The organism is Bradyrhizobium sp. LB11.1 (assembly GCF_040549385.1).
GTDB lineage: Bacteria > Pseudomonadota > Alphaproteobacteria > Rhizobiales > Xanthobacteraceae > Bradyrhizobium.
Map to the genome: position 1 here is coordinate 40,949 of NZ_JBEPTH010000015.1, position 24,471 is coordinate 65,419.

The following is a 24,471-nucleotide window of genomic DNA, read 5'->3' on the forward strand; positions in this document are numbered from 1 at the left end:
CATGGCATCGGCAAGTATTACGATCAGGGCTGTACAGGGCCTTGCCCAGGGCGAAGCCATCTGGGATGCAGGGCACAAGGAGGCGGTGCGAGGCTTTGGCGTGCGGCGTCAGCGCGATCGAGCAACCTACGTCCTCAAGTACCGGTTGTTCGGCCGCCAACGGTTCTTCACGATCGGCCCGCACGGGTCACCCTGGACGCCAGAGAAGGCGCGCCGGGAAGCCAAGCGATTGCTGGGAATGGTCGCGGAGGGGAAAGACCCGGCTGACACCAAAGCGGAAGCGAGCCTCCAAGCAGCGGACACACTCCGCAAGATCACTGGCGAATACCTCGGCATTGCCAAGAAGAAGCAACGGCCCCGGACGTATTCCGAGATCGAACGCTACTTGTTGATCGCGTGGAAGCCCTTGCACTCAGTATCGGTATTCAAGATCACTCGCCGTCATGTTGCAGCGCGAGTCGCGGAGATTGCAGCGCAACGAGGGGCGGTCTCCGCCGCCCGTGCTCGGACGGCCCTGTCCACACTGTTCAATTGGGCTATTCGAGAGGGGCTCGATATTCCTGGAAATCCGGTGCTCGGCACCAACCGTCCCGAACAGCCGAAATCCCGAAACCGAGTGCTATCCGACGCAGAGCTAGCGGCGATTTGGCAGGCCTGCAGAGATGACGACTATGGGCGTATAGTGCGCTTGCTGCTCCTCACGGCTCAGCGGCGCGATGAAGTCGGTGGAATGCAATGGCCGGAGCTAGATACCTCGGCCGAGCGCTGGGTCCTGCCTAGCGCTAGGTCCAAAAATCATCGTGAGCACGAGCTGCCGCTCGTCCCAGCCGCCTTGGCCCTGTTACCGCCCCGGCAGGATGATCGCGACTGCGTCTTTGGCGATGGTCCTCGCCGAAAGGGCGATAAACATCGTGGGTTCTCTGGCTGGTCCAAATCGAAGGCCGCGCTTGATACGCGCATTCTTGCCGCGCGGAAGATGGTTGACGAACATGCTAAGCCCCTACCCAATTGGACCCTGCATGATCTTCGTCGGACGGCTGCAACCGTAATGGCGGATCGGTTGGGCGTCCTTCCGCATGTCGTAGAAGCGATCTTGAACCACGTAAGCGGCCACCGGGCGGGCGTAGCGGGAATTTATAATCGGGCTCGTTATCGAGCCGAAATGCGATATGCACTGGAAAGCTGGGCTGAACATCTAGCTCGGACGTTGCGGCCTCTCACCATCGCAACACCGCCATAAAGAGGACATTCTGTTGCAGGTAGCGTTTTCCAAGCAGTACTCGCACCACGCCAGATTGGGCTTCCTCGCGAAATAGAACAAGCACGGCGTCAAAGACAGCTCATGATCGCACTGCTGACGAAGCGCCCGCCCGATCGATCCGCATGTAGCAACATTCTGCTGAGGATCAAAGGGATACAGGCGATTCGCGTGGCAGATGAGACGGAGGACCTTCACCGTTCACGCCAATGCGCTTGGGATGCTGTACCAAAATCGGTGATCTCGAAGTTTCAAGTAAGGGCATTATGGCTACTCTTTCCGAAATGAGAATGGGGCAGCTTAGCGATCGATTGAGCAACGCAGCTGCCCTTCAGATTCGCTTAGGCATGGCCCGCGCTAACATGCATGCAAGCGCCTTGATAAAGCGGCTAATTAAGTTGAGTACGACTTGGCGGTCACGCGCCTGGGCTTGACCCACCGAAAATGTGCATTCGTCGCACGGTGATGGTGGCCAAAAGCGACCTCAGCTCGCCGGGCGCGGCAATCCCAACAAGTCACGCAGGGTCGAACCGTCGTACTCGCTTCGGAACAGGCTGCGGCGCTGCAGCTCCGGCACGAGGCCGTGGACCAACTCCTCCAAACCACCTGGAAGATATGGGACCTGCAACATGAAGCCGTCGCATGCGTCCGCCTCGAACCACTCCTGCATGCGATCGGCCACCGAACCAGGCGTGCCGGCAAATCCGCTGGTGGTTCTCCCCGCACCGTAACGCTGCCCCAGCTCGGCGATGCTTAAGCCCGAGCGACGCGTCAATTCGGAGACCTCGCGGTAGTGCCCTTCGACGCCGGGAACGTCGAGGTTCTCAGGCAGGACCTGATCCTGTGGGAAGCGCGAGAGGTCGACGCCAAGATGATAGGACAATGTCGAGAGACCGGACTCGGGATGAGATAATTCGTGGAGCTCGTCATGCAGCGCCTTCGCCTGCTTGTCCGTGTCGGCAATGACAGGGACGATGCCGGGTAGCACCTTGATCGTGTCCGGGTCACGGCCGAAACGGACCGCGCGGGCGCGCAGGTCTTTGCGGAACTCGACGGCGACGTCGATCAGGCCCGGGGTCACGAAGATGATCTCGGCCCATCGCGCGGCGAAGTCACGGCCGCGATGGGAAGCCCCGGCCTGGATGAAGACCGGGCGCCCCTGCGGCGACCGGCTGACATTGAGCGGGCCTTGCACGTTGAACCATTTGCCGGAATGGTCGATCCGGTGCACCCGGGCAGGATCGGCGAACAGCGGCGTCTGGCGATCACGGACCAGCGCACCATCCTCCCACGAATTCCACAGCTTGGTCACGACCTCGAGAAATTCGTCGGCGCGCTCGTAGCGCCCCTCGCGCGAGAGCTGCTCGGTCAGGCCGAAATTGCGGGCCTCCGCCTCCTGAAACGAGGTGACGATGTTCCAGGCGGCGCGACCGCCGCTGAGATGATCGAGCGTTGCGAGCGCCCGCGCCAGCACATAGGGCTGGGCGTAGGTTGTCGAAATGGTCGCGCCAAGACCGAGATGCTTGGTCGCGCCCGCGATGATCGAGAGCACCACCAGCGGATCGAGCCGTAGCGCGCCCAGCGCGCCGTAGCGGAGCTGGCTGTCCAGGCTGCCGCCCAGTGTGTCCGGGATTGCAAGGATGTCCGCGATGAAAAGAAGATCGAACCGCCCCTGCTCCAGCAGCCGGCCGATATTCTGGTAGTAGGCGGCGGATAGCAAGTCGCCGTCCGCCTCGGGATGCCGCCATCCGGCGTGGCTGCCGGAGACGGGACCCGCGGAGACAAACGCAGCAAGGTGCAGTTTCTTGTCAGGCATGGGTCAGCTCACAGTCCATGAGATCTCGACGGGCCCGCCACGTTTAAGTGTGTTGTAGATCGGGCAGTTGGCCGTGAAACCGGCAACCAGCGTCTCGGCTTCGCCTGCCGTTACACCGGACAGGCGCACGGCGATGCGAATCCATTCGTACTGCGTCGGATCAGTGGCGTGGCGCTGGAACGAGACTTCCGATCCTGCTTCGCGCAGCACGATCCCTCGTTCTTTCGCCGTCTTCTGGATCAGCCCGAGCGAGCAGGAGCCGACCGACGACAGCAGCAATTCACCGGCGTTGATCGCCTCGCCGGGGCCGCCGACGGCGACACGCTGGTCGGAGATGAAGTGGGTCGTTCCTGCGCTGAGCAAATAGCGGCCGAACTGGCCGATGGTGGCAGAGGTGATCGACACCGTCTCGCCGACTTGAGCGTTCATCATGCTTCTCTGTGTTGTTGGTTGGCCGTCGCTGCTTATGCGCCGAGCTCCAGCGCGACGGCCTTCTTCGCGGCATCGAACTGCGTGCCAAGCAGAAACGATCGAACGTCGACCTTGTTCGGCAGGACACCGAGCGCGCGGAAATTGTCGGCGAGATCCTGGGTCGACGCGGCCGCTGCTTCATCGATCGGTTTCAGCGCGACCGCGGTCGACTCGGACAGCCTGGCATCGCGGACGAGCTTTTCGTAGACGGCCTGTTCAGTCCCATTTGGCGGAAGGCCGCCTTGCGACGCCCAGAGCGCAACGGATTCAGCGGGATGCGCGAAGATATAGGCCTGAGTTTCCCGAATGATTTTCACGAATTTGGCGAAGAGCTGTGGATACTTCATAGCGACGTCGCTGCGTGCGACGTAGAAGGCATAGTCATAGGTCTTCACGTCGGGCAGCAGACGCGCCTTGCCGCCGAGCTTTGTCAACGCGAGCGCCGTGGCCGGCTGCCAGTGAATCCAGCCGTCGATGCTGCCCTGCGCGAATGCCGTGAACGCATCTGCCCCGCTCAGGCTGACGGCCGAGACGTCAGACAATCGGAGGCCGGCGGTCTCCAGATATTTGATCAGGCTGTAGGTACCCGTTGTTCCATTCTGATGGGCGATCTTCTTGCCCTTCAGATCGGCCGCGGTCTTGATCGCGGAATTGGCCTGCACAAGAAATTCGACTTCGTCGACGGGCAGCGGATAGGCCGCGAGCGGCACGATCGGAACGCGCGCCGGAACGGCGTTTACGACCGCGGTTGCGGTTGCGAACGTGAAATCGACCGAGCCGGCCTTGATCGCCTCCATCACCGGAAGGGATGCCGTGAAGCCGGGTTGCCAGACGATCTTGGTTCCGAGCTCCTGCCAGAGATTACGGCCACCCACGCCTGCCCGCAGCGACGCCCAGACGCCGGTGCGGCTGTCTCCGATGACTGCGACGGTCAGTTGTGACGGTGCCAGGTCGGCCGCCTTCGCGCACGGTATTCCACCCAAACCTGCAGAGGCCGCGGCAAGTCCCGCGCCGACCGACAACACCGTTCGCCGCGAGATGCCAGCGCGATCGCTTGTCGAGTCACTCAAACTCATATCATCATCCTTTCGTCTGTTCACGCAACGGCAGCCAGGTCGCGCTCGGCCGTCAGCAGACCGTCGAGCAGCTCTTCCTTGAGGGTCGCCAGCGCCGGATCGCCGCGATGCCGGGGACGCGGCTGATCGAAGATCAGGTCGCGCGCGATGCCGCCGTCCTTGACCAAGAGCACGCGATCGGAGAGCAGCAACGCTTCCTCGACGTCGTGCGTCACCAGCACGACGGTGCGCGGACGCGCGGCGAGCAATTGCTCCAGCAGCAACTGCATCGCGGCCCGGGTGATGGCGTCGAGCGCACCGAACGGCTCGTCGAGCAGCAGCAGGTCCGGCTCGTGGATCAACGCCCTCGCTAGCGCAACACGCTGGCGCTGGCCGCCCGACAGCCCGATCGGAAATTCGCTTTCGCGCCCCCGCAACCCGACCGCGTCAAGGATGCGCCCGGCGTCCTGCTTCCTGCCCTTGATGCCCAGCAGCACATTGCCGAGCACGGTCCGCCACGGCAGCAGACGATCCTCCTGGAACATCAGGCGCACGTCCGCCTTGCGGCCCGTCGCGCGGAGCTCGATGCGGCCGCGCCAGGGCGCGTCCAGCCCTGCGACGAGGCGCAGCAGCGTCGACTTGCCGGCTCCGCTCGGCCCGATGATCGAGACGAACTGGCCGGCGGCGATGTCAAGATCGACGCCGTTCAGGACCGTGCGGCCGACGAATGACTTACCGACCGAACGCAGGCTGACGCTGGCTCCGTTCATGCCTTCACCCGATCCGCATAGTTCGGGTGCCAGCGCAACAGCCGCCGTTCGATCAAGCGCGTGACGAGATCCGACAGCCAACCTGCGATGGCGTAAAGGACGATGGCCAGCACGATGATGTCGATGCGCAACAGCTCACGGGCGTTCTGCACGAGATATCCAACGCCGTCCCGCGACGCGATCGTTTCACCCACGACCAGAGTGAGCCAGGCCACGCCGAGCGCATAGCGCATGCCGACCAGGATCGGCTGCAGCGCCGCCGGCAGAATGATCGACCAGACCAGTTCGGCGCGGCCAAGGCCGTAGGATTTTCCGAGTTCGACCAGCTTGGGATCGACATTGCGGATGCCCCCGACCGTGTTGATGTAGACCGGGAACAGCGACCCCATCGCAACGAGAATGAGCCGCGGTTCCTCGCCGATTCCAAACCAGAGGATCATCAGCGGCACCAAGGCCAGGTGCGGAATGGTGCGGATCATCTGCAGCGAGCGATCGAAAAGATCGTGCAGCGGCTCGAACAGCCCGACGGCCAGACCGAACAGCAGCCCACCGAAGGCGCCGATGCTAAAGCCGATCGCGACCCGACGAAGGCTGACAAGGATGTCGTGCTGCAATTCGCCGCGCTCCGCAAGCTGCCGTGCAGCGTCCCAGATGTCGGATGGAGCCGGCACGATCGCCGTGGACACGATCCCCGTCGCCGACAAGAATTGCCAGACCAGGAGCAGGCCGAACGGCAGAAGCCAAGGTAGAAAGAAAGAGCGCCACGTCAGGCCGTGCGTGCGCGATCCCGACATCTCCGACGGACGCGCAACGTCGGCCACCACCGTCATCACGGATTGGCCGGCATGGGGGAGTGATCCCGTACGACCCGCCGCAGGCGACGCTGTCACACCGGCAGGTCTGGAAAGTAACGACGCATCCGTCATGAATTCGAACTTGCTCCGTCTCACCTGAGACGTCGCCACCTTCGCAAACTCCGGCGCGCAATTCGATGGTAGCAAAATTCATTTTTCGCGCGCCGGCATCAATGCCGTTCTACGGCGCTCGACCTTCTGCAGAATGTCCTTTCAATTTAACGATGCCCTGCGCGACATAATGCGGCTGAGAGGATTTCTCGAAGCTGAGCTCAGACTAACGCGCGACCGAGGCGGCAATTGTTGGCGTGTTCAGTCTTATACCAACCTCAATTGAGCGTTTGCACCAGAAACAAACCGACTGTCGCGCTCACTGGCCCTATCCGGAGGCATTTGTTGTCCGTCTCACGCGAAATTTGGAATGGCCACGTCTCTTCATTTCGCTTCCCCTGTGCATCTTCTTAGATCCGCAAATCGTGACCCGATCGACCCACCCATCATCAGGAGCTATCCATCACCGCGCGCTTCTCTTCGCTCTCGCATTCCCGACGACCAGTTCCTCCGAAAAACGGCTCCATCCCACATTCGTCGCGAAAGTATGTCGGAAGTACCGGCCATAGGCGCGCCGCCCTTTCTCTTCGCTCTCCCTCAGGAAAGCTTGCGACAACGCTATCCTGCATCTTCTTGGTTCGCACATGTTGCAACGACGGGAAATAGGCGAGGTCGCGGTCATCGTAGTCGTGACGCCAGTTTTCGACTTTACGTGGCTTAAGCGCGCCAATCAGCCGGAGGAAGCTGGCCTCAACGGCGCATGCAAGCTTTCCTCCACCTATATCTCGACACGTTCGATCTCGGGATTCATCTGACCTTCGGCCATTCCATCAAGCCTAGCGGCACCGGCTATTTGCCTGCGAAGGCGCCAAACCCCGGTATCGCATCAAGCCAGCCGATTGAGCTTCCGAAACACGGGCGATGCAGCGCACGTGCTGTCAATGAAGCACTCGACGAACCTCTCGTTGTCATCCGCAGGTATGGAAGCCGGTAGAAGTCGCGCATCACGGCAACGTTACCGCATCTGTCTGGAATGGCCCCGAGGCCCTTTCAGACGATACAAAATGCGTTATCCTTGCCGAAACCGAATGCTTGGAATGCCGATCGAATTTCAGCTCGGCTTTCTGGTCATCTGGAACTCAAGTTCGGTCCATGATAAATTAGCGCTTGAAACCTTAGGGGAAAGCGCTTGTGGCGAATCCAGGTATGAGAGGCCGACCGATCGAGCCGTGGGTGCGAGTGCGCAGGAGCGGGCGTACTTGGAGAGGCAAGTCCGTCGTCACCGTGTAGCGCGGTCGCTATCTGAGTGATGCCGCGCGCATCCTGCGGTGCCCGGAAGGATTGCCAAGCAAGTCTGTGGCTGCCGAACTCGGCCTCCACGAACACACCGTTGGCAAGTGGCGTCGCCGACTTTTGAGAAGCGCTGTGATGGCCTGCTTGACGAGGCACGCCCTGGCCGCCCTCGAACCATCAACGACGATCAGGTTGCCGCGGTGACCGAGCGGACGTTGCGGACGACGCCAGCCGGTGCGACGCACTGGTCGATCCGCTCGATGCTGCGGAAACCGGCTTTTCCCACACCACCATCCGCCCAATGTGGGCGGCGTTCGGTTTGCAGCCGCACACTAGCCAGACATTCAAGCCATCGAGCGATCCGCTGTTCGTCGACAAGGTACGGGACATCGTCGGGGTTACCTGTCCCCGCCGAACCGAGCCCTTGTCCTCAGCATCGATGAGAAAAGCCACATTCAGGCACTCGATCGCGAGCAGCCGGTCTTGCCGATGATGCCCGGGCACACCGAGCGTCGTACGCACAGCTATGTGCGGCATAGTACGACCACGCTCTTGCCGCGCTCGATGTCGCCTCGGGGTTCGTCATCGGCAAATGCTACATGCGCCAGCGGGCAGTCGAGTTCTTGAAGTTTTTAAAAGGATCGATGCTCAGTCCTGAAGGCCTCGATGTCCATATCGTCATGGACAACTACGCCACCCACAAGACACCCAGGATCAAAGCGTGGCTCGCCCGTCGGCCGTATCATGTCCACTTCACGCCGACTTCCGCGTGGATCAATCAGGTCGAACGCTGGTTCGCTGGGCTCACCCGAAAGTAGATCCAGCGAAGTGTTCACATTTCCGTCAGGCAGCTCGAGGCCGACATGCGTACCTTCATCGACCTGCATAACAAAATCCCAAGCCCTTCAAATGGACCAAGCCTGCTGACCAGATTCTGGCTTCCGTCAAACGCTTCTGCCACAAAGCCCAGCAAACCTTATGTGGCGAACTTTAGATTGACGTGACTAGTGTCAAATCGCATTCAGAAAAAACCGCATCACCGAGTTGCTGCTAACCGAGGAGCTGCTACCCCGCAACTTTCGGCGGTAGCAGGAGGGATGGGACGCGGATACTTAAGACGCATTGGCCTTCCGCGAAATGACCTCGCCAAGCTTGCGATTCTCTGTCTTGTCGATCCAGTTCGATACGAGGCGGAAGTTCTGGTCGAAAAGTCGAAAACGCGCCGAACCTCGATCTTCAGCGCGGTATCCTGCCGGGCACGCGGCCGACATCCTGCCCAGATCGCGCGGCTTGGCGACATTGGCGCGGTACGTCGAGGGGGGCGATCGGCAGGATCTTGCAGATCGGCTCGACCCCATGCGCCCCACGATGATCGTCGATGAAGGTGATTATTCTATGGACCGGCGGTCGACCTCGTTGGCCTGCCCAACCGCGCGGTTCTCCCGTCCAGCGCCTTCAGCTTCTCGGCCATCTCAGTCGGAACGCCGGCCCGCTGCCCGCTGTCGACTTCGGCGTTCTTGACCCTGTCATGCAGCGTCTGCGGCATGCAGCCATCTTGGCCGCAATCGAGGTAACCGCCGTCCAGCGCGACGGGACTCGCTCGCGCGATCCAGAACAATCCGAACCGCACGGGCCCGTACCTCGGGTGAAAACTTGTTCGTCGTCTTGCTCGTCATGGCTCCCTCTCTTAGGAGTTGGAGCCCCGGCAACCTGGGGCGGTTCAAGGTCACGGGTTGCTGATGCGCGAACGACGATCGGGCCGGCATTGACCCGAAGCACCGACACGGCTGATGTTCGCCGGCCTTCTTATCGTTGCACGATCGCAAATTGACGCTCCCCTTACCCATCACAGTATGGACGAAAACCTCGCGGCCAGCGCGCTAGGGTTTAGGCCCGTACAGAACATCACATCAAACGGTCTCGTCGATGTTCTCAAGCCTTGATGTACAACGAAGAAGGCCGGACGGTGATCGGCAATTGGCTCCCGGTTTTGCTGCAAGATGACGTCGGCGCCACCAGCCGGTCAACGAAACTGGCGATATGCGCTACCCTTTACCTCCCCTTTACGATTTTCGAAGCCACGCATTTGGAGCGCAGGTAAGATTAACGCCAAACGCGTCGGTGTAGTAAGTATCCACCAAGAATCCTGATTGCTCCATCATTTGCAAGCCATCGATCACCTCTTTATTTGCTTCTATGGGAACATCTTCGATTACATAATAGTCTCCCGACGCTAAAAACTCTTTGAGATAAGAAAATATCGAAAATACTTGAACGTGGGCGTCGTCGACCACGAGCCAAGGATGAGGTAACTGCATCAACAGCCTTTTGTCCAAAGTCTCGACTTGTGAAAGGTCAACCTGATGAAATTTGAGGAATGGATGTTTTGCGTTTTCATGGATACGGTCGATGTTCAAGTCAAAGGAGTGAACAAGAAGGCCGAGGTCGATAGCGGGCAGCGGACCGGCATTGCGACCGACACGGCCGAGAAGCTAAGGCGCTCGAACGGGAGAACCGCGAGCTTCGGCAGGCCAACGAGATCCTGCGCAAGGCAAGCGCCTATTTTGCGATGGCGGAGCTCGACCGCCGGTCCAAGCCATGATCGCCTTCATCGACGATCATCGTGGGGCGCATGGGGTCGCGCCGATCTGCAAGGTTTTGCCGATCGCCCCCTCGACCTACCATGCCCATGTCGCCAAGCGGCGCGATCCCGCCAGGTTGTCGGCGCGCGCCAGGCAGGATGCTGCTGTGAAGATCGCGATTCGACGCGTCTTTGACGAGAACTTCTCCGTCTACGGCGTGCGCAAGGTCTGGCGCCAACTCAAACGCGAAGGCTTCGATGCCGCCCGTTGCACAGTGTCGCGGCTGATGCGGGACATGGACCTACAAGGGGTCATCCGCGGCAAGCCCGTCAAAACCACGATCAGCGGCGCCATGCCCGCTGGATCGCGTCAATCGCCAGTTCAAGGGGCCAAGACAGCACGTTCTCTGGCTCTCCGACTTCACCTATGTCGCGACCTGCACGGGCTTTGTCTACGTCGCCTTTGTGATCGACGCCTATGCCCGCAGGATCGTGGGCTGGCGAGCCTCGCGCACGGCGCATGCAGGCTTCGTGCTCGATGCGCTGGAGCAGGCATTGCATGATCGACGGCCGGTCCATCGTGGCCGGCTCGTGCATCATAGCGACAGGGGTAGCCCAATACGTTTCCATTAAGTACACAGAGCGCTTGGCTGAAGCTGGTGTCGAGCCTTCTGTCGGTAGCGTCGGAGACTCCTATGACAATGCTGTCGCCGAAACCATCAACGGTCTCCATAAGGCCGAAGTGATCCATCTGCGCGGCCCATGGCGCAGCTTCGAGGCCGTCGAGATTGCGACGCTGGAATGGGTGGATTGGTTCAACAACCGAAGGCTCCTCGAGCCCATCGGCAACATCCCGCCTGCCGAAGCCGAGCAACGCTACTACGCCATGCTGGAACAACCCGCCACGGCGGCATGACCTAAACCAAATGGCCTCCGGCAACCCGGGGCGGTTCAAAAGGGAGCCTAACATCAGGCTCCCTGCTGTCGGCCTAGCGACCGCCCACATGAACCCGACCAGTTCACGGGCGAAAACAGTTGCGGACCACCGTCGTGGTTTATCGCTTGCAGCCAGCTTACTGTAGCGGGCCGTCAAGCGGCTCCGTGCTTTCCACGCAATCTCGTGCAAGCTTGGCGATACCCATTCGATCCGGTATATGCTCGCCCATTTGGACTATCGTCGGTCCCCCTCGATGGCTGCGAGCGCCACCTTCGCCTTGAAAGCCGCAGTGTGGTTGCGCCGTGCTCGTCTGCTCATCGTCTCTCCTGATTCGCGGGTCAATCTTGCCCGCCGTCAGGCAGAAACTCCACTTATCGCGCTGTTCAGATTTGCGGGACCAGCTCAGTTGCCCGCCGTCAGGCAGAATCTCCACTTAGGGTCCTGTTCAGATTTCCCGAGCCGGCTCTTAAGGGCTTAGTTACATTTGGGAGCACCTGTCGCCACCATCATTCACCTCTCCAAGAACTGCGAAGTCGCCAATGACGCGTATGGCGGGAATGTGAGGTGGTTTTCTATGCTCAACTTGAACAAACAATGTGATGGGGACAGCAAGAATACGGTCGGACCACTCATCGACATAACTACTAACCCTGGTGGGTTCACGCGATAACTGGCTTTGCTATGGTCGCATGCCGACGCAAGTTGGGACAGAATGGCCGGTTCGCTTCAATTTGAGGGCTCCAGTCCCATTCGAGGCAGCAACCCGACCTCTCTGTACAAATGGAACGACAGGCACCAAGCAACTTACGTTACTCGGTGCGCTCGAACATGTAGCATAGGACGTAAGCGCAAATGCTCGACAGCTCGAACGAACGTACGCATACGACGAAGGCCGCCTGATTGGCGCGTGCGCGCGAACACAGCGAGAGGTCAGGCAGCCTGCTGATCGGCGGCCTTGTCGACCTGACGCAGGAGCTTCCATTCCCAGGGCAGCAGCTCGTGCAGACGCGATGCGGGATGATCGGCGATACGGGCCAAGACGTCGGCGAGCCAGGCCTTGGGATCGACGTCGTTGAGGCGACAGGTCGTGATCATCGTCAGCATGATGGCAGCACGGTCGGCACCACGCTCGCTGCCGGCGAAGGTCCAGTTCCGCCTTCCCAAAGCGATGCCTCTCAGTGCACGCTCAGCGCAATTATTGGTCAAGCAGATCCTGCCATCGTCGAGGAAGCCGGCGAATCCGTCCCAGCGCCTAAGCATGTAGTTGATCGGCTTCAGGACCTCGGAGGAACGCGAGAGGGTTTCGCGCTCGCGGAGCAACCAGGAATGCATGTCGTCGAGAAGCGGCTTGCTCTTCTCCTGGCGCACGGCGCGCCGCTCGTCGGCGCTAAGGCCATTGACGGCGCGCTCGATCTCGAACAGCGCGTCGAGGCGCCTGACCGCCTCTAGCGCGATCGGAGAGACCGGTTTGCCCTTCTTGCCTTCGCGAGCATTTTTCTCGATATCAGCCAGCTCAAAGAAGCCCCGCCGCGCATGGGCCAGGCAAAATGCCGGTGTAATCGGCTGCGCCTTCTTCTGCGGGTCAAACAGCGGCTCGAAGCCGCTGTAGCAATCGGCCTGCAGGATGCCGGCGAAGGCGGCCAGATGTCTCTGCGGATGCTCGCCTCGTCGGTCGCTTGAGGCGTAATAGACCGCCGCAGGCGGCGCAGGCCCCGCGAACGGCCGGTCATCCCGCACATACGTCCAGATCCGGCCAGTCCTGCACTTGCCCTTCGCCAGGATACGGATGGTGGTGTCATCGCCATGAAGGCGCTCGGCGGCGAGCACATGGCGTTCGATCAAGTGGAACAGCGGCATGACGGCGAAGGTCCCGTGGCCGACCTGGTCGGCCAGCGTCGATAACGACAGCTCGATCCCCTCGCACTTGAAGCGCGCGCTCTGGCGATTGAGCGGGATATGCATGCCGAAGTTGTCGAACAGGATGGTCGCCAGCAACTGCGGGCCGATGAAGCCGCGCGGCGTGGCATGGAACGGCGCCGGTGGCTGGCTGATCTTCTCGCAATCGCGGCAGGTGAACTTCTCGCGTACCGTCTCGATGACCTTGAAGCGGCGCGGGATCTCCTCCAGCGTCTTGGTCACATCTTCGCCGACCTTCGCCAGCCGCGATCCACCACAGCAGGCACAGGTCGTTGGTGCCTCGATGACGAGGCGCTCGTGTTCGATATCGTCCGGCCACGGCTTGCGCACCGGTCGCTTGCGCACGAAGGGACGGACGTCCTGCGTCTTCGCAGCTACGGCCTGTGCGGCAAGCTCATCCTCGCTCGCTGTGGTAACAAGTTCTTCGAGTTCCAACTCCAACTGCTCAAGCAGGCGTGCCGAGCGCTCGGATCGCTGCCCGTGCAGTTCGCGTTTGAGCTTCTCGATTCGTAGCTCAAGCTGCGCGATCAGCGCCTCGTTGTCCGACAACTCCGCCCGCGCACTGGCAGCCATCGCTTCGGCTCGCAGCCGCGCCTCACGCTCGGCTTGCAGCGCCGCCAAAGCACTGACAAGGTCCGATGGAAGATCGTCCGGCTTCGATATCATGAAGCCATTGAATCAGATCGAGCCGCAGATTCAAACCGTAAAAACGGTTATCCCACTCGCGTCGGACGCTGAGTTTCTTGAGGATGGCGCCAGTCGATGCCGGACAGCAGATAGGAGAGCTGCGCCGGCGAGATCGTCACCGATTCACCGGCTACCGATGGCCAGATGAACCTTCCTCTCTCGAGTCTTTTGGTGAACAAGCAGGCGCCCTGGCCATCGTGCCAGATCATCTTCACAAGATCGCTGCGCCGACCGCGAAAGACGAACAAATGACCGCTGAGCGGGTCTTTGCGCAGGACCTCCTGCACTTGGAGCGCCAACGACGGAAAGCCTCTGCGCATATCCGTGTGGCCGGTCGCGAGCCACACGCGTGCGCCGGTCGGAACCGGGATCATCGTCGCACCAGAGCATCGAGAACTCGACGCAGCGCGTCTCCATCAACGTCGCCATCGACCCGGATGCGGTGCCCGCCACCAAGATCAATCTCGATGATGCCCTGGCTCTTCCGTCGACGCGCCGTCATCGTCAATGGCACTTCGGCCACCTCCCGAGGCAGTACGGGCGGCCCAATCTCGACCGGCATGAACGGCGCGATACTCGTATGGCTTTGCTTGCAAAGGTCTTTGCGCCACCTGAACAGCTGGCTCACATGAAGGCCGGCCATGCGAGCCACCTCGGAAACACTGGCTCCGGGCTCGAGCGATGCTGCAACCAGCCGTTCCTTCTCATCCTGCGACCACCGCCGCCGCCTCTCGACCGATGCGATCACCTCTGTCCGCGAAATCGTCATAGCGCTTCTCCTAGGATTACCCCTAGGACCTGCAGCGCTCGCGTCCGTCAAACAAGGCGGCCTTCAATGGAGGCATACGAACGAACTCAACGCATGGGACCGCGATCACTTCTTTCACCCAGCGACGCATGCCGGAGCGCATGCGCGAGGTGAACATTCAACGCGCATAATCGCTAGGGGGGATGGGGTCTACATCACTGATACGTCCGGCCGAATTAGCCTCGACGCCTTCGCAGGCCTTTTTTGCGTGAATGTCGGATACGGCCGCCAGAAGATAGCCGAGGCGATTGCGAAACAAGCGAAGGAACTCGCCTACTATCACGCTTATATTGCCAACGGCACGGAAGTCTCCATCAGGTTATCGAAGATGATCATAGACCGTGCGCCGGTTGGCATGAGCCGGGTCTATTTTGGTCTCTCGGGCTCTGATGCGAACGAGACCACTATCAAACTGACCTGGTATTATAACAACGTGCTCGGCCGACCGGAGAAAAAAAAGATAATCTCTCGCTGGCGCGGGTATCACGGATCAAGCGTGATGACGGGGTCTCTGACGGGGCTTGAACTGTACCACAACGCTTTTGACCTACCGCGTGCGCCGATTCTGCACACTGAGGCACCTTGCTATTTCCGCCGCGCCGACCGGACCTTGACCGAGGAGCAGTTCGCCCAAGCATGCGCGGACAAGCTCGAAGCCCTGATCCTGGCCGAAGGGCCCGATACAGTCGCTGCATTCATCGGGGAGCCGATCTTAGGCGCAGGTGGTATCGTTCCGCCCCCCACAGGCTACTGGAAGAAGGTCCAGTCGGTGCTAGACAAATATGACATTCTGCTCATCGCGGACGAAGTCGTCACCGGGTTCGGCCGTCTTGGGACCATGTTTGGGTCCGAACACTACGGCATTCGGCCGGATCTAATCACCATCTCAAAAGGCCTCACCTCCGCGTACGCGCCGCTATCGGGCGTCATCGTTTCTGACAAGATTTGGCAGATGCTCGTGAAAGGCTCCGATCAACTCGGTATGATTGGTCACGGCTGGACCTATTCCGCCCATCCGATCTGCGCGGCGGCTGGCGTTGCAAATCTCTAGGTGATCGAAGAGATGGGCTTAGTAGCCAATGCTCGCGATACCGGCGCCTATCTCCGCGCGGCACTAACCGAAGTGCTCGGCAGCCACGAAAACGTCGGGGACGTACGCGGGGACGGGCTGATGGCTGCGGTGGAATTTGTTGAAGACAAGGATGACCGCGCCTTCTTCGATTCAACCAAAAAAGTTGGTCAGCAGGTAGCCGCAGCTCTGCTCGAGCGCGGCGTCATCGGCCGGGCGTTGCCGCAAGGCGATATTCTCGGCCTTGCCCCGCCGCTGTGCTTAACAAGGGACGAAGCCGATATCATCATCGAGAACGCCGCGAAGGCAGTCAATGCCGTATTTGCTAAACGATCAGTGGTCCGGTTGAATAGAGACTAAGGTCCTAAGGATGCGAGCAGCCTTCAGAGCATGAGCGTAAGCATGGCTTTACGCGCTGTTTTCATCGGCGCTTGACGTCTATTTTGATCGCAGCTTATGGCGGCGGCATCCACTTTTCGTAGAATGCGTTGGCGGCGCCGTCGAGCGCCGCCCGGTCGATGACGTACGGATCAAACCGCTCGGGACCCGAGAGACGCAGTTTCCGTGCTCCGGAATGCCTTGGAGAGCTTTTGCCCTCATTCTCTCGAACAGTGCGCGTGCAGCTTTCGTCTGATTCTGCTTGACGCCCTGCAATCTCAGGGACTTGCAGGAAGCCCTCAAAGCGTCTTGAATCTGACGCTGCGGTCCAGATTGCATATCTTCTGCCAATTCGCGACAATCAGCGGTCGCTCCAACACTCTCCTAGGGCAGTAAGAAACTCGATTGTCTCAACCCCTCAAGGTCCGCCGCTCGCATCGGTCACGATGATCGGGGCTCCTGGAGCGCGCTGCTCGATATCGAGCTCGAGCCTAAGACGTTGAAGACACCTGTTCCGACCGATCCACGCGCTCCGGCGCAACCGGCATGCTGAACTGGAAGACGGCCCCTCGAGGGTCATTGGCGCCCGCCCACATCCGCCCCCCATGCGCCTCAATGATAGAATGGCAAATGGCCAGCCCCATGCCCATGCCTTCGGACTTGGTGGTGTAAAACGCCTCAAACACGCGATCAGCGCCGTTCGGATCGAGGCCTGGACCCGTATCCCGAAAAGTGACCAATACGTTATTCGAGCCATCTGTCCGCGCACTGATCAGTAACTCGCGGTCACCTTCGTTGATCTCGCTCATGGCCTCGATGGCGTTCATGATCAGGTTGAGAATCACCTGCCGGACCTGGACACGATCTGCCCGGACAAGCGGCAACGCCTCAGGTCGTCGCGTTTGCACCCATACATCATTCTTTGCAAGTTCCGCGCGAACTAGAGCCAGCACCTCTAAGATCAATTCGTCAATAGCGAGAAGCTCCGTTTGCACAGGAGCCTTATTCATAAGTGCGCGGATCCGGCGGATCACGTTCCCTGCGCGCATACTGTCACGGATAATCAAACCGAAGGTCTGCCGAACTTCTTCCAAATTTGGCGGTTGGGCACCGAGCCAATTTAGCCCTGCCCCCGCATTACTGCTGATCGCGGCAATCGGCTGGTTGACCTCATGGGCGATTGAGGCGGCCAGCTGTCCCATTGTCGTGATCCGATTGGCGTGTGCAAGCGACAACAGAGTCTCGCGATACCGTCGTTCGCTTTCACGGGCTTCCGTTTCCGCTCTCTTTCGCTCTGTCAGGTCCAGGACGAAGCCAACACCTTGGTCGTGCCGCGCATCGAATACGGCGAGGCCAATTAGCACCGGCACGCGGCTGCCATCCTTGCGGACATACTCTTTCTCGAACTGTTGAACAGCTCCGGTCCTTTTTGCTTCTGTTCCCGCATTCAGTGTGCGCTCGTGCCATTCTGGCGGTGTCAGGTCGAGACCGTTCACTCGCCCCGCGACGAGATCCGCTCGGTCGTATCCAACCATCGTGAGGAAGGTTTGATTTGCCTCGATGATCTCGCCTCCTTCGCGAATGATAAATATTCCGATGATGTTAGCGTCGAGTAAGCGCCGGATTTTCGACTCCCGTTGCTGAACTTCGCTGTACAACCGGCTGTTTTCCAGCGCTGTTGCAGCTTGCGAGGCAAGCATTTTCAGCACCGAGTTGCGAGCAGCCGAGAATATGCGTGCGGCGAGATTATTCTCCAGATAAAGTACGCCGATCAGCTTGCCCTGCGTGATCAGTGGCAGGCAAAGTATAGAACGCGCTTTGCGGTCGCGGATATACGGATCTTCCGCAAATGAAGGCTCGGCGGCAGCATCTTCGAGAATGACGTTTTCGCGGACACGTAGGACGAAATGCAGGACGGACTCGGGAAGTGCCATCGGAGTTACGGGCAGTTCATTCACCTTTACAAGCAGCGCATCCGCTACCGTTGTGGCTTCCGCCTCGATCCGTGGCTCGCCTCCATGCAGCAGAATTAACAAACCTCGTTCGGCGCCGGCCTGCTCAATGGCAGTCCGCATAAGCGTGTCGATTAGTTTTTGAAGAACAATCTCGCCGGAAATCGCCTGCGACACTTTTGTCACCGTCGCGAGATCAAGATGCTCAACGGGAGCTCCGATCCTCATTCCATTCACGGCAGGAGTGGTCTCCTCATGGGTGAGATGGGGATTCAGCTCCTCAAGCTGACGCACTTTGCCATCTGCTCCCCAACGAAGGTAGCCGCGTCGCGCATCCTGCAGGTAAACCCTGGAGATTCTGCCAAAACCGCGCGCAGCATAAAAGCGCGCTGCAAGTTCGCAAGCGATTCCCTCGTGGTGGGCGAAACCGTTACGTGCTGCCGTCTGGATTGAGTGTTCATACAGTCGCATTGCGTCTGCATCGCGGTATTGGCGCCTTGCAATTTCAGCGCCGACCAAGGCAACCCGATTCTCAAAATTTTCCGGGCAATTCGTCGCCCATATCTCCAGCTGTCTGTAATGGGCATCAATGATATCCCAATGTTGCTGTTGTTCGCTTTCGCCTAGGTTGTCGCAATAACATGAGTGAGACAACGCACCATAGAAGTGAAACTCCGCGGTCAAGGACTCTGTCGGTATAGTCCATAATTTGGGCTCCGCCTTGGAGCGAGCATCAACAGCCGCAGCATAATCGCCGGCTAGAAATCGCGCCTGAAGTTTGCGGATCCAGTAGACGGGTTCGCTAGGTGACAGCTCCGTGCTCCGTGCCAACGATTGCTCGACGTCTCGCTCGTCAAATTCTTGGTCATCTAAGCAACCGAATGAGCGCGTGAGGCCTCGCATGCTTCTAACGATTGCGAGCTGAGCCGCTATCACATCAGCCGCAAACCGGGCCTTTCTATTCCGTACGGTAGCAACGCTTTTCTCTATCTCGTTCTGCACCTCTTTCAGGGGATCTCCGGCCATTATCATATTTGAGGTTAGATGAACCAAGCTGTACGCCTCATAGATGACATCGCCGCTGCTGACCGCAGCTGCGAGCGCTAGCCGAATCAAAGCTCGGCCATCTCTTAGCGGCTTCGTCCAGGGGATCACGTTGCCTCCGAGGGCCAAATAGACAGGCGCCCGAAAACGGGAGTACTCACCGCGATCAACCAGGCCGCAAGCAAGAAGACCTAATTTCTCTGCTGTTTGGTAGTCACCGAAGCGCCCGGCTAAAATTCGACCTAGCCACGCGTAGTGGGCGCAAGAAGCATCAGTATTGCCGTATTCGAGGCTGATGGTGACAGCTCTGCAGATGACCGAAGCGGATAAATTGGCGTCCGTGAAACCTGCGGGCGGAAGAATCCGCGTCAAGACGGCAAGCGTGCCAAGCGAGGTCTGATCTGTCATTCCAGGCAAACTAGCAAGTTCCTCGATTGCGTCGGGCAGCTGTGACCACATCCGCTGATATTCGGCTAATGTTTCCTGGTCCGTCGGATGCTGCGACCACTCGATCCCGACATCGTGAAGATATTCGAGGCCTGTGAGAACTGCCCGCCCGTGCTGACCGAGCGTCAAGTAAAGATCGACCCGCAAACATGCGACCGTTGCTCGTTGGGGCGCGTTCAAGGCGCGCTTCGACAGTGCGGACAGGAGGCTCTCTGCAACCTCCAGTTGGCCTACCAAGAATTCGCATTCGGCCCTGCTTGTCTCCAGTGCGAACGCGAGTTCGTGGCGCCTTCGCCAAGAGTGCTCCGCGAGCAGCGCAGCACCGAGGGTGAAATATGTGAGTGCCGAGGCGTAGGCCGCCGACGCCCTGGCCCGCTGCCCTGCGACCAAATTCAGCTCTGCGAGCTGCTCACGCTCCTGACCGGAGGTAATTAGCGCGACACCTCGATTGAGTTGACTGACGACGTCGAAGATAGCCTCTTCGCGTTTGTGCGCAGGGATGTGTGCCGCGAGCATCCGACCGATCCGCAGATGGGCAGCAGCGCGCGAGGATTCCGGCACCAGGAAGTAGGCCGCCTCTTGAACGCGATCGTGGAGGAAGCGGTAGGCTGTTCCGTGGCGCGCGATCATTTCCTGCCGGATCGCCGGCCACAGGGTGGCATGCACCTGCTCCTGCGAAATTTCGAGCACGATCGCAAGCTCCGCCGTTCCGGCGATGTTGCCGAAACAGGCCAGCTGTTGCAGCGCGTTCTGCGTTTGCTCGGGCAGGCGGATGAGCTTGCCGAGCATCAGATCCACGACGTTCTCGGTGTACGCTTTGGCGTGAATGCGCTCGAGATCCCATCGCCAGCGCGCCGACTCGTGATCGAACGTCAACAGCTGCTCTTCGGCCAGTTCAGAAAGGAATTGAATGGCGAAGAACGGATTACCCATCGTCTTCTGATGCACCAACTTTGCAAGCGAGGCAGCGCGTTTTGGTCCGCAGCGAAGGGTATCCGCGACCAACTGCGCGACATCGTCTGCAGTGAGCGGCGAGAGCGTGATCTCTTCGAAATTTACGTCGGCTCTCCTGATGGAGTCGAGCTTGCGTTTGAGTGGATGGCCTGCATCAAGTTCGTTGCTGCGGTAAGCTCCAATGAGCAGCAGGTGCAGATCCGACTGGGTCAGGAGATCCTCGATCAAGTCGAGCGTTGCGGCATCATGCCACTGCAAATCGTCGAGGAAGAGCACCAATGGATGGGTTCGCCGGGCGAACACGCCAATAAAGCGGCGAAGCACCAGCTGGAAACGAATTTGCGCTTGCCGGGCTGGAAGCTCGGAAACCGCGGGCTGCTCACCAATGATCAGGGTCAGATCGGGGATCAATTCGACCATCAGTCGTCCATTCGCGCCGAGTGCCTCCCGGAACGCTTGCCGCCAGGTGGCGAGTTCGCCCTCGCTTTTGCTTAGAAGAGGACGGACAAGACTCTGAAACGTCTGCACTAGCGTCGCATAGGGAACGTCGCGCTTCAGTTGGTCGAATTTGCCTGACACCAACTGCCCGCGCGAGGGCACCAGTACTTTGTGTAGCTCCTGGACAAGCGAAGACTTACCGACACCGGAGTAACCGGCGACGAGCACCAACCTCGGCGCGCCGCTCTTCACAGCGCGATCGAAAGAGGCAAGCAAAGTCTCGATCTGAAGGGCTCTGCCATAGAGCTTCTCGGGGATGAGCAACCGATCAGGTGTGTCGTCTGCGCCGAGCTCAAACGGGTCGATGCGACCGTGGTTGGCCCATGCTGCAAGACAGTGTTGCAGATCGCGCTCAAGGCTAGCGGCAGTCTGGTAGCGTTCCTCGGCGGTTTTCGCGAGGAGTTTCATCACAATCTGAGATATCGACTCGGGGAGGTTTTGCGATTTCTCGACGGGCGGTATTGCTTTTCTTGCAATATGACAATGGATCCAATCCAAGGGATCTGAGCCCGTGAACGGCAGCGCGCCGGTCAGCATCTGATAGAATGTCACGCCAAGTGAATAGAGATCACTGCGACAATCGACCGAGCGATTCATTCGTCCGGTCTGTTCGGGCGCCATGTAGGGCAGCGAGCCGGCGATGAACTCGGCAGGCTCAGGCGGCACGCGCTCGCGGGAAAGACGGGAAGCCAGACCAAACCCAGTGAGTCGCGCCTGTTCGTCAGGACAATTGACCAGAATGTGAGCGGGTTTTAGGTCCTTGTGGACCAAGCCGTGCCGGTGAAGCTTGCCCACGGCCCTCGCGATGTCAACAGCAAGGCGCAGGAAGCGCTTGGGCTCCATACGGAGCCCAAGTAAATTTAGCAGTGGCTCGCCGCATGGATCCTCCAGGATCAGCATAGTCCGACCAGCTTCGCGGATGAGTTCCAACGGCCGCACCGCCCATGCCTCGTCTAACTCCTCCCTCAGCTCATACTCATGGGCGAGGCGGTCGAGCGTCGCTGGGTGTTCCGCGATGGGCCGCACAACAAGCACGACAGCCCTGCTGCCGTGGATTTGCCGGCGCCACGCACGGCAGAACGCGCGATCACCGTCCTCCCACAGGGGCTGGATGTCACTGTCGAGATTCGAGCCGAACAAAGTTCGGCTGAGGGGGTCCCGCGGCATTTGCCCGCCCGGTCAATAAGGACTGAGCCAAAACCTGACACATATGGGGCGAGCTTGTGAAGGGAATTCGCAAAACGGCGCGAGTACCGATCAAGGCCGCCAAAGAGTGGACCGCGGCACGCCAAGGTGCGACTTGCCTTCCAACCAAGCCGCGCTAGCTACGGCGCTATTTGTGGCGCGCGTCGCGCGGCTTGGTTGGAAGGGACAGCCCGATCGTGTCGATCCAGCCCAATCCCGCGCGCCGGCCGCCTGCACAGCATCGGCGGCGGGCGCTCCCGACTAGCGCAGTGTGTGGGCGAAGGGTTGTATTTGATAGAGCGGCTCGTGGCCCGTTGCGGGACCACCAGCGGCCCACTGCCCAACGTGCAGCAGGGCCCAGATCGCTGCTACCGCTCAAGCAGACAATGACATGTGAAAGCTGATCGGTTTGCCCATGATCGGCACAACGCGTGAGGCCATTGGGCGCCGGCTTCTGACGGCTGCATCGGCCTGAGCGTCCGGGGCGCGATGCGCAATGCCATCCTATGAGCCAATTGCGAGATCTCCTGGCGCGAACTGAAGCCCCGAGCGCCACAACTCGCTTCGTACAACGTCGTCCGAGTATGTCTTTCGAGCAAGCGGCCATACCATTGACGCGCTCAGTCTTCAGCACCAAACTAACATGGCATTGGGCCGAGAAACGTGTCTTCACAAGCTTCGAAGCCGTCCCGGTGCGCGCTGTCACGGCGTTAACGTGCGCCCGGTCCGTCCCGGTATTATCTGTGAAATGTTGATTATGCTGTCCCGCGAAGCGAGCAGCGTGGCGACACTGAGATCGCCGTACCGAGCTAAGGAAGCACAGAGTGAGCATCCGCACCCAGTAGAACTACGGCCAAGATGATCAGCCCCAGGACCACGTGCAGCAGGTGAAAGCCGGTCAAGAGGAAGTAGAGCGTGAAGAAGGTGCTGGTCTCCAGCCCCGCGCCGGAAGCGACCTCGGCCGCGTACTCGGTTAGCTTGATCGCGACGAACGCCGCTCCGAGCGCCATCGCGAGAGACAGCCAGCGCCGGCAGTGGGCGCGCCGCCCCTCGCGGGCCGCCTTGCCGCCCCGCGCGGCCGCCCAGCCGCTCGTCACCAGCACCAGCGTGTTCAGGCCGGCCAGACCGGGATCGAGCAGCCGCTGACCGTCCGCGAAGATCGACGGGCTCACGGCTCGAGCGACCGAGAAGGCCCCGAGGAAGAGGCCGAAGACGGCGAGCTCGCTGAAGATCAGGACCCACATCATCGGGTCGCCGGGCAATTCGGCAAGTATCCCCCACCCGCCTTCTTGTGCGTCTAACTCCTGAGGCAACATCGACTTCCCAAAGCGGATTCCGTTTACGAACCGGTATCCAAGATCTCGTCACCGCTCTTTGTCCCGCGACAAAGACGGACACCGGCCGCCCGAATTAGGCTCCGGTGGTCGCCGCATATCGTCCGCGGGATCGGAGCCTCATGAGCGAAGCGCAGCTAGGCCTTCTCACGGCCACGCCCATCATCATCGTCTTCGCCGGCGCGCTGCGGGCTATGGGCGTGCTGTCGACCGTGGCGACGGTCTCGGCGATCCTGCTGTCGGTCGCGATCGCCGTCGTCCTGTTCACGACTCAGTAAACCCGGGAAGGTCCTCCGCCATGAACGCTCTCAACTTCGACGTCGACGACATCCTGTCCAGCACATGGGACCGCAAGCTCGCGCAGGATCTCGCCATCGAGATCGAATCCGGCACGGGGGACCGCCGCGGGACGTTCAGCGAGATGCGTCGCTTCCTCGCCGTCAAGGGATATCGCGATCTGCGGCCCCGGCTCGAAGCCGCTCGCGAGGGCGCGGTCGCCGAGAACGCGCTGATCGCGGTCGCCCACGAGATCCGCCGCTATGCGCTCGAACGGCCGGCCCTGTCGGCCGCCGCTTTCCGGACGGCCCCCGCCGACTGCCCGGAGTGGCGCGACGCGCACGAAAGGCTTCACTCTCTCATGATCGGCATTCTCGGAGAGTGCGGCCTCTTCGGCGACGCCGCCGAAGGCGCGCTCACGATGCTCCGCAGTCTCGTCCGCGGCTACGTGCTGCACGAAGTGATGCACACCGTCGTCGGCGTCCAATCCTACGACGACGCATTCGACAAGGCTCTCCAGGTCTTCGTCGCCGGTTTTCCGGCATTCGCATCACCTATGGTCCGCGAAGGCGATCGGGCTCGTCGTTCCCGGACGAAAGAGACGCAAGAGCCGCCGTCACCGGCCGGAACGCGCCAGCGGTCGGAAGAATTCGAGGTAGATGCGGTCTCGATGCCCATGACGAGGGAAACCGCGGGCACGACTCTCGCTCCCGAGGACTTCGGAAGCCTCGGCGACAGTCACCGTTGAGGTATGGCGTGCGATAAGAGCCAAGACGAGCTTGGCTTCTTCAGCGACAAGGGTTGCCCGGTCGTTGCCAATCTCAATGTTGTATTCG

The 24,471-nt window shown here is 60.2% G+C and carries 13 protein-coding genes, 4 pseudogenes and 2 other annotated features; of the genes and pseudogenes, 6 read left to right on the top strand and 11 right to left on the bottom strand.

Going from position 1 to position 24,471, the window contains the following annotated elements; all coding sequences use genetic code 11:
• Position 1: 1 nt before the first annotated feature.
• The gene (locus tag ABIA96_RS29915; RefSeq protein ID WP_354052476.1) at positions 2–1,240 is read left to right on the top strand and encodes a tyrosine-type recombinase/integrase; all 1,239 of its coding nucleotides are present in this window, start codon (positions 2–4) and stop codon (positions 1,238–1,240) included.
• Positions 1,241–1,742: 502 nt separating this feature from the next.
• Here the strand turns inward: ABIA96_RS29915 and ABIA96_RS29920 are convergent.
• The 5 genes from ABIA96_RS29920 to ABIA96_RS29940 are packed head-to-tail and all read right to left on the bottom strand — an operon-like array spanning position 1,743 to position 6,200.
• Positions 1,743–3,074: an LLM class flavin-dependent oxidoreductase gene (locus tag ABIA96_RS29920; RefSeq protein ID WP_354052475.1), complete on the bottom strand. Its 1,332-nt coding sequence runs from the start codon at positions 3,072–3,074 to the stop codon at positions 1,743–1,745.
• A gap of 3 nt (positions 3,075–3,077) precedes the next feature.
• Positions 3,078–3,503, bottom strand: a complete 426-nt coding sequence (locus ABIA96_RS29925; RefSeq protein WP_354052473.1) for an OsmC family protein — start codon at positions 3,501–3,503, stop codon at positions 3,078–3,080.
• 35 nt (positions 3,504–3,538) lie between these two features.
• A complete protein-coding gene (locus tag ABIA96_RS29930) occupies positions 3,539–4,621 on the bottom strand; it encodes an ABC transporter substrate-binding protein (RefSeq protein WP_354140627.1) in 1,083 nt (360 codons plus the stop codon).
• Positions 4,622–4,641: 20 nt separating this feature from the next.
• Positions 4,642–5,370: an ABC transporter ATP-binding protein gene (locus ABIA96_RS29935; protein ID WP_354052469.1), complete on the bottom strand. Its 729-nt coding sequence runs from the start codon at positions 5,368–5,370 to the stop codon at positions 4,642–4,644.
• Positions 5,367–6,200, bottom strand: a complete 834-nt coding sequence (locus ABIA96_RS29940; RefSeq protein ID WP_354052468.1) for an ABC transporter permease — start codon at positions 6,198–6,200, stop codon at positions 5,367–5,369. The genes ABIA96_RS29935 and ABIA96_RS29940 overlap by 4 nt, the downstream gene beginning before the upstream one ends.
• A 1,266-nt stretch (positions 6,201–7,466) precedes the next feature.
• Here ABIA96_RS29940 and ABIA96_RS29945 point away from each other — a divergent pair.
• Positions 7,467–8,562 (top strand): annotated as a pseudogene (locus ABIA96_RS29945) (IS630 family transposase).
• Between the two features lie 323 nt (positions 8,563–8,885).
• Positions 8,886–9,002, bottom strand: a sequence feature (AL1L pseudoknot).
• A gap of 629 nt (positions 9,003–9,631) precedes the next feature.
• Here ABIA96_RS29945 and ABIA96_RS29955 read toward each other — a convergent pair.
• The gene (locus ABIA96_RS29955; protein ID WP_354052559.1) at positions 9,632–9,985 is read right to left on the bottom strand and encodes a hypothetical protein; all 354 of its coding nucleotides are present in this window, start codon (positions 9,983–9,985) and stop codon (positions 9,632–9,634) included.
• Between the two features lie 15 nt (positions 9,986–10,000).
• On the opposite strand from ABIA96_RS29955, the pseudogene ABIA96_RS29960 reads away from it, so the two are divergent.
• Positions 10,001–11,065 (top strand): annotated as a pseudogene (locus ABIA96_RS29960) (IS3 family transposase); the annotation flags it as partial.
• Positions 10,125–10,241 (top strand) — a sequence feature (AL1L pseudoknot). It overlaps the preceding pseudogene by 117 nt.
• Before the next feature lie 951 nt (positions 11,066–12,016).
• Here ABIA96_RS29960 and tnpC read toward each other — a convergent pair.
• From tnpC to tnpA, 3 genes are read right to left on the bottom strand one after another with little or no spacing between them, the layout of a single operon-like run.
• Positions 12,017–13,669: an IS66 family transposase gene (gene tnpC, locus ABIA96_RS29965; protein ID WP_354140628.1), complete on the bottom strand. Its 1,653-nt coding sequence runs from the start codon at positions 13,667–13,669 to the stop codon at positions 12,017–12,019.
• Between the two features lie 47 nt (positions 13,670–13,716).
• Positions 13,717–14,064, bottom strand: coding sequence for an IS66 family insertion sequence element accessory protein TnpB (gene tnpB, locus ABIA96_RS29970; RefSeq protein WP_354053412.1), 348 nt, complete (start codon positions 14,062–14,064; stop codon positions 13,717–13,719).
• Positions 14,061–14,459: an IS66-like element accessory protein TnpA gene (gene tnpA, locus ABIA96_RS29975; protein ID WP_354053413.1), complete on the bottom strand. Its 399-nt coding sequence runs from the start codon at positions 14,457–14,459 to the stop codon at positions 14,061–14,063. Before tnpA ends, tnpB begins: the two co-directional genes overlap by 4 nt.
• Before the next feature lie 76 nt (positions 14,460–14,535).
• Here tnpA and ABIA96_RS29980 point away from each other — a divergent pair.
• A pseudogene (locus ABIA96_RS29980) lies at positions 14,536–15,927 on the top strand (aspartate aminotransferase family protein); the annotation flags it as partial.
• A gap of 509 nt (positions 15,928–16,436) precedes the next feature.
• Here ABIA96_RS29980 and ABIA96_RS29985 read toward each other — a convergent pair.
• Together ABIA96_RS29985 and ABIA96_RS29990 are read right to left on the bottom strand one after the other, a co-directional pair.
• Positions 16,437–22,007 carry a trifunctional serine/threonine-protein kinase/ATP-binding protein/sensor histidine kinase gene (locus ABIA96_RS29985; RefSeq protein ID WP_354069888.1) on the bottom strand — a complete coding sequence of 1,857 codons (5,571 nt, stop codon included), beginning with the start codon at positions 22,005–22,007 and terminating at the stop codon, positions 16,437–16,439.
• 836 nt (positions 22,008–22,843) lie between these two features.
• A pseudogene (locus tag ABIA96_RS29990) lies at positions 22,844–23,341 on the bottom strand (cytochrome c oxidase subunit 3); the annotation flags it as partial.
• A gap of 140 nt (positions 23,342–23,481) precedes the next feature.
• Here ABIA96_RS29990 and ABIA96_RS29995 point away from each other — a divergent pair.
• Positions 23,482–23,637: a hypothetical protein gene (locus tag ABIA96_RS29995; RefSeq protein WP_291619024.1), complete on the top strand. Its 156-nt coding sequence runs from the start codon at positions 23,482–23,484 to the stop codon at positions 23,635–23,637.
• Positions 23,638–23,657: 20 nt separating this feature from the next.
• Positions 23,658–24,383, top strand: a complete 726-nt coding sequence (locus ABIA96_RS30000; protein WP_354052007.1) for a TetR-like C-terminal domain-containing protein — start codon at positions 23,658–23,660, stop codon at positions 24,381–24,383.
• Positions 24,384–24,471 lie beyond the last annotated feature (88 nt).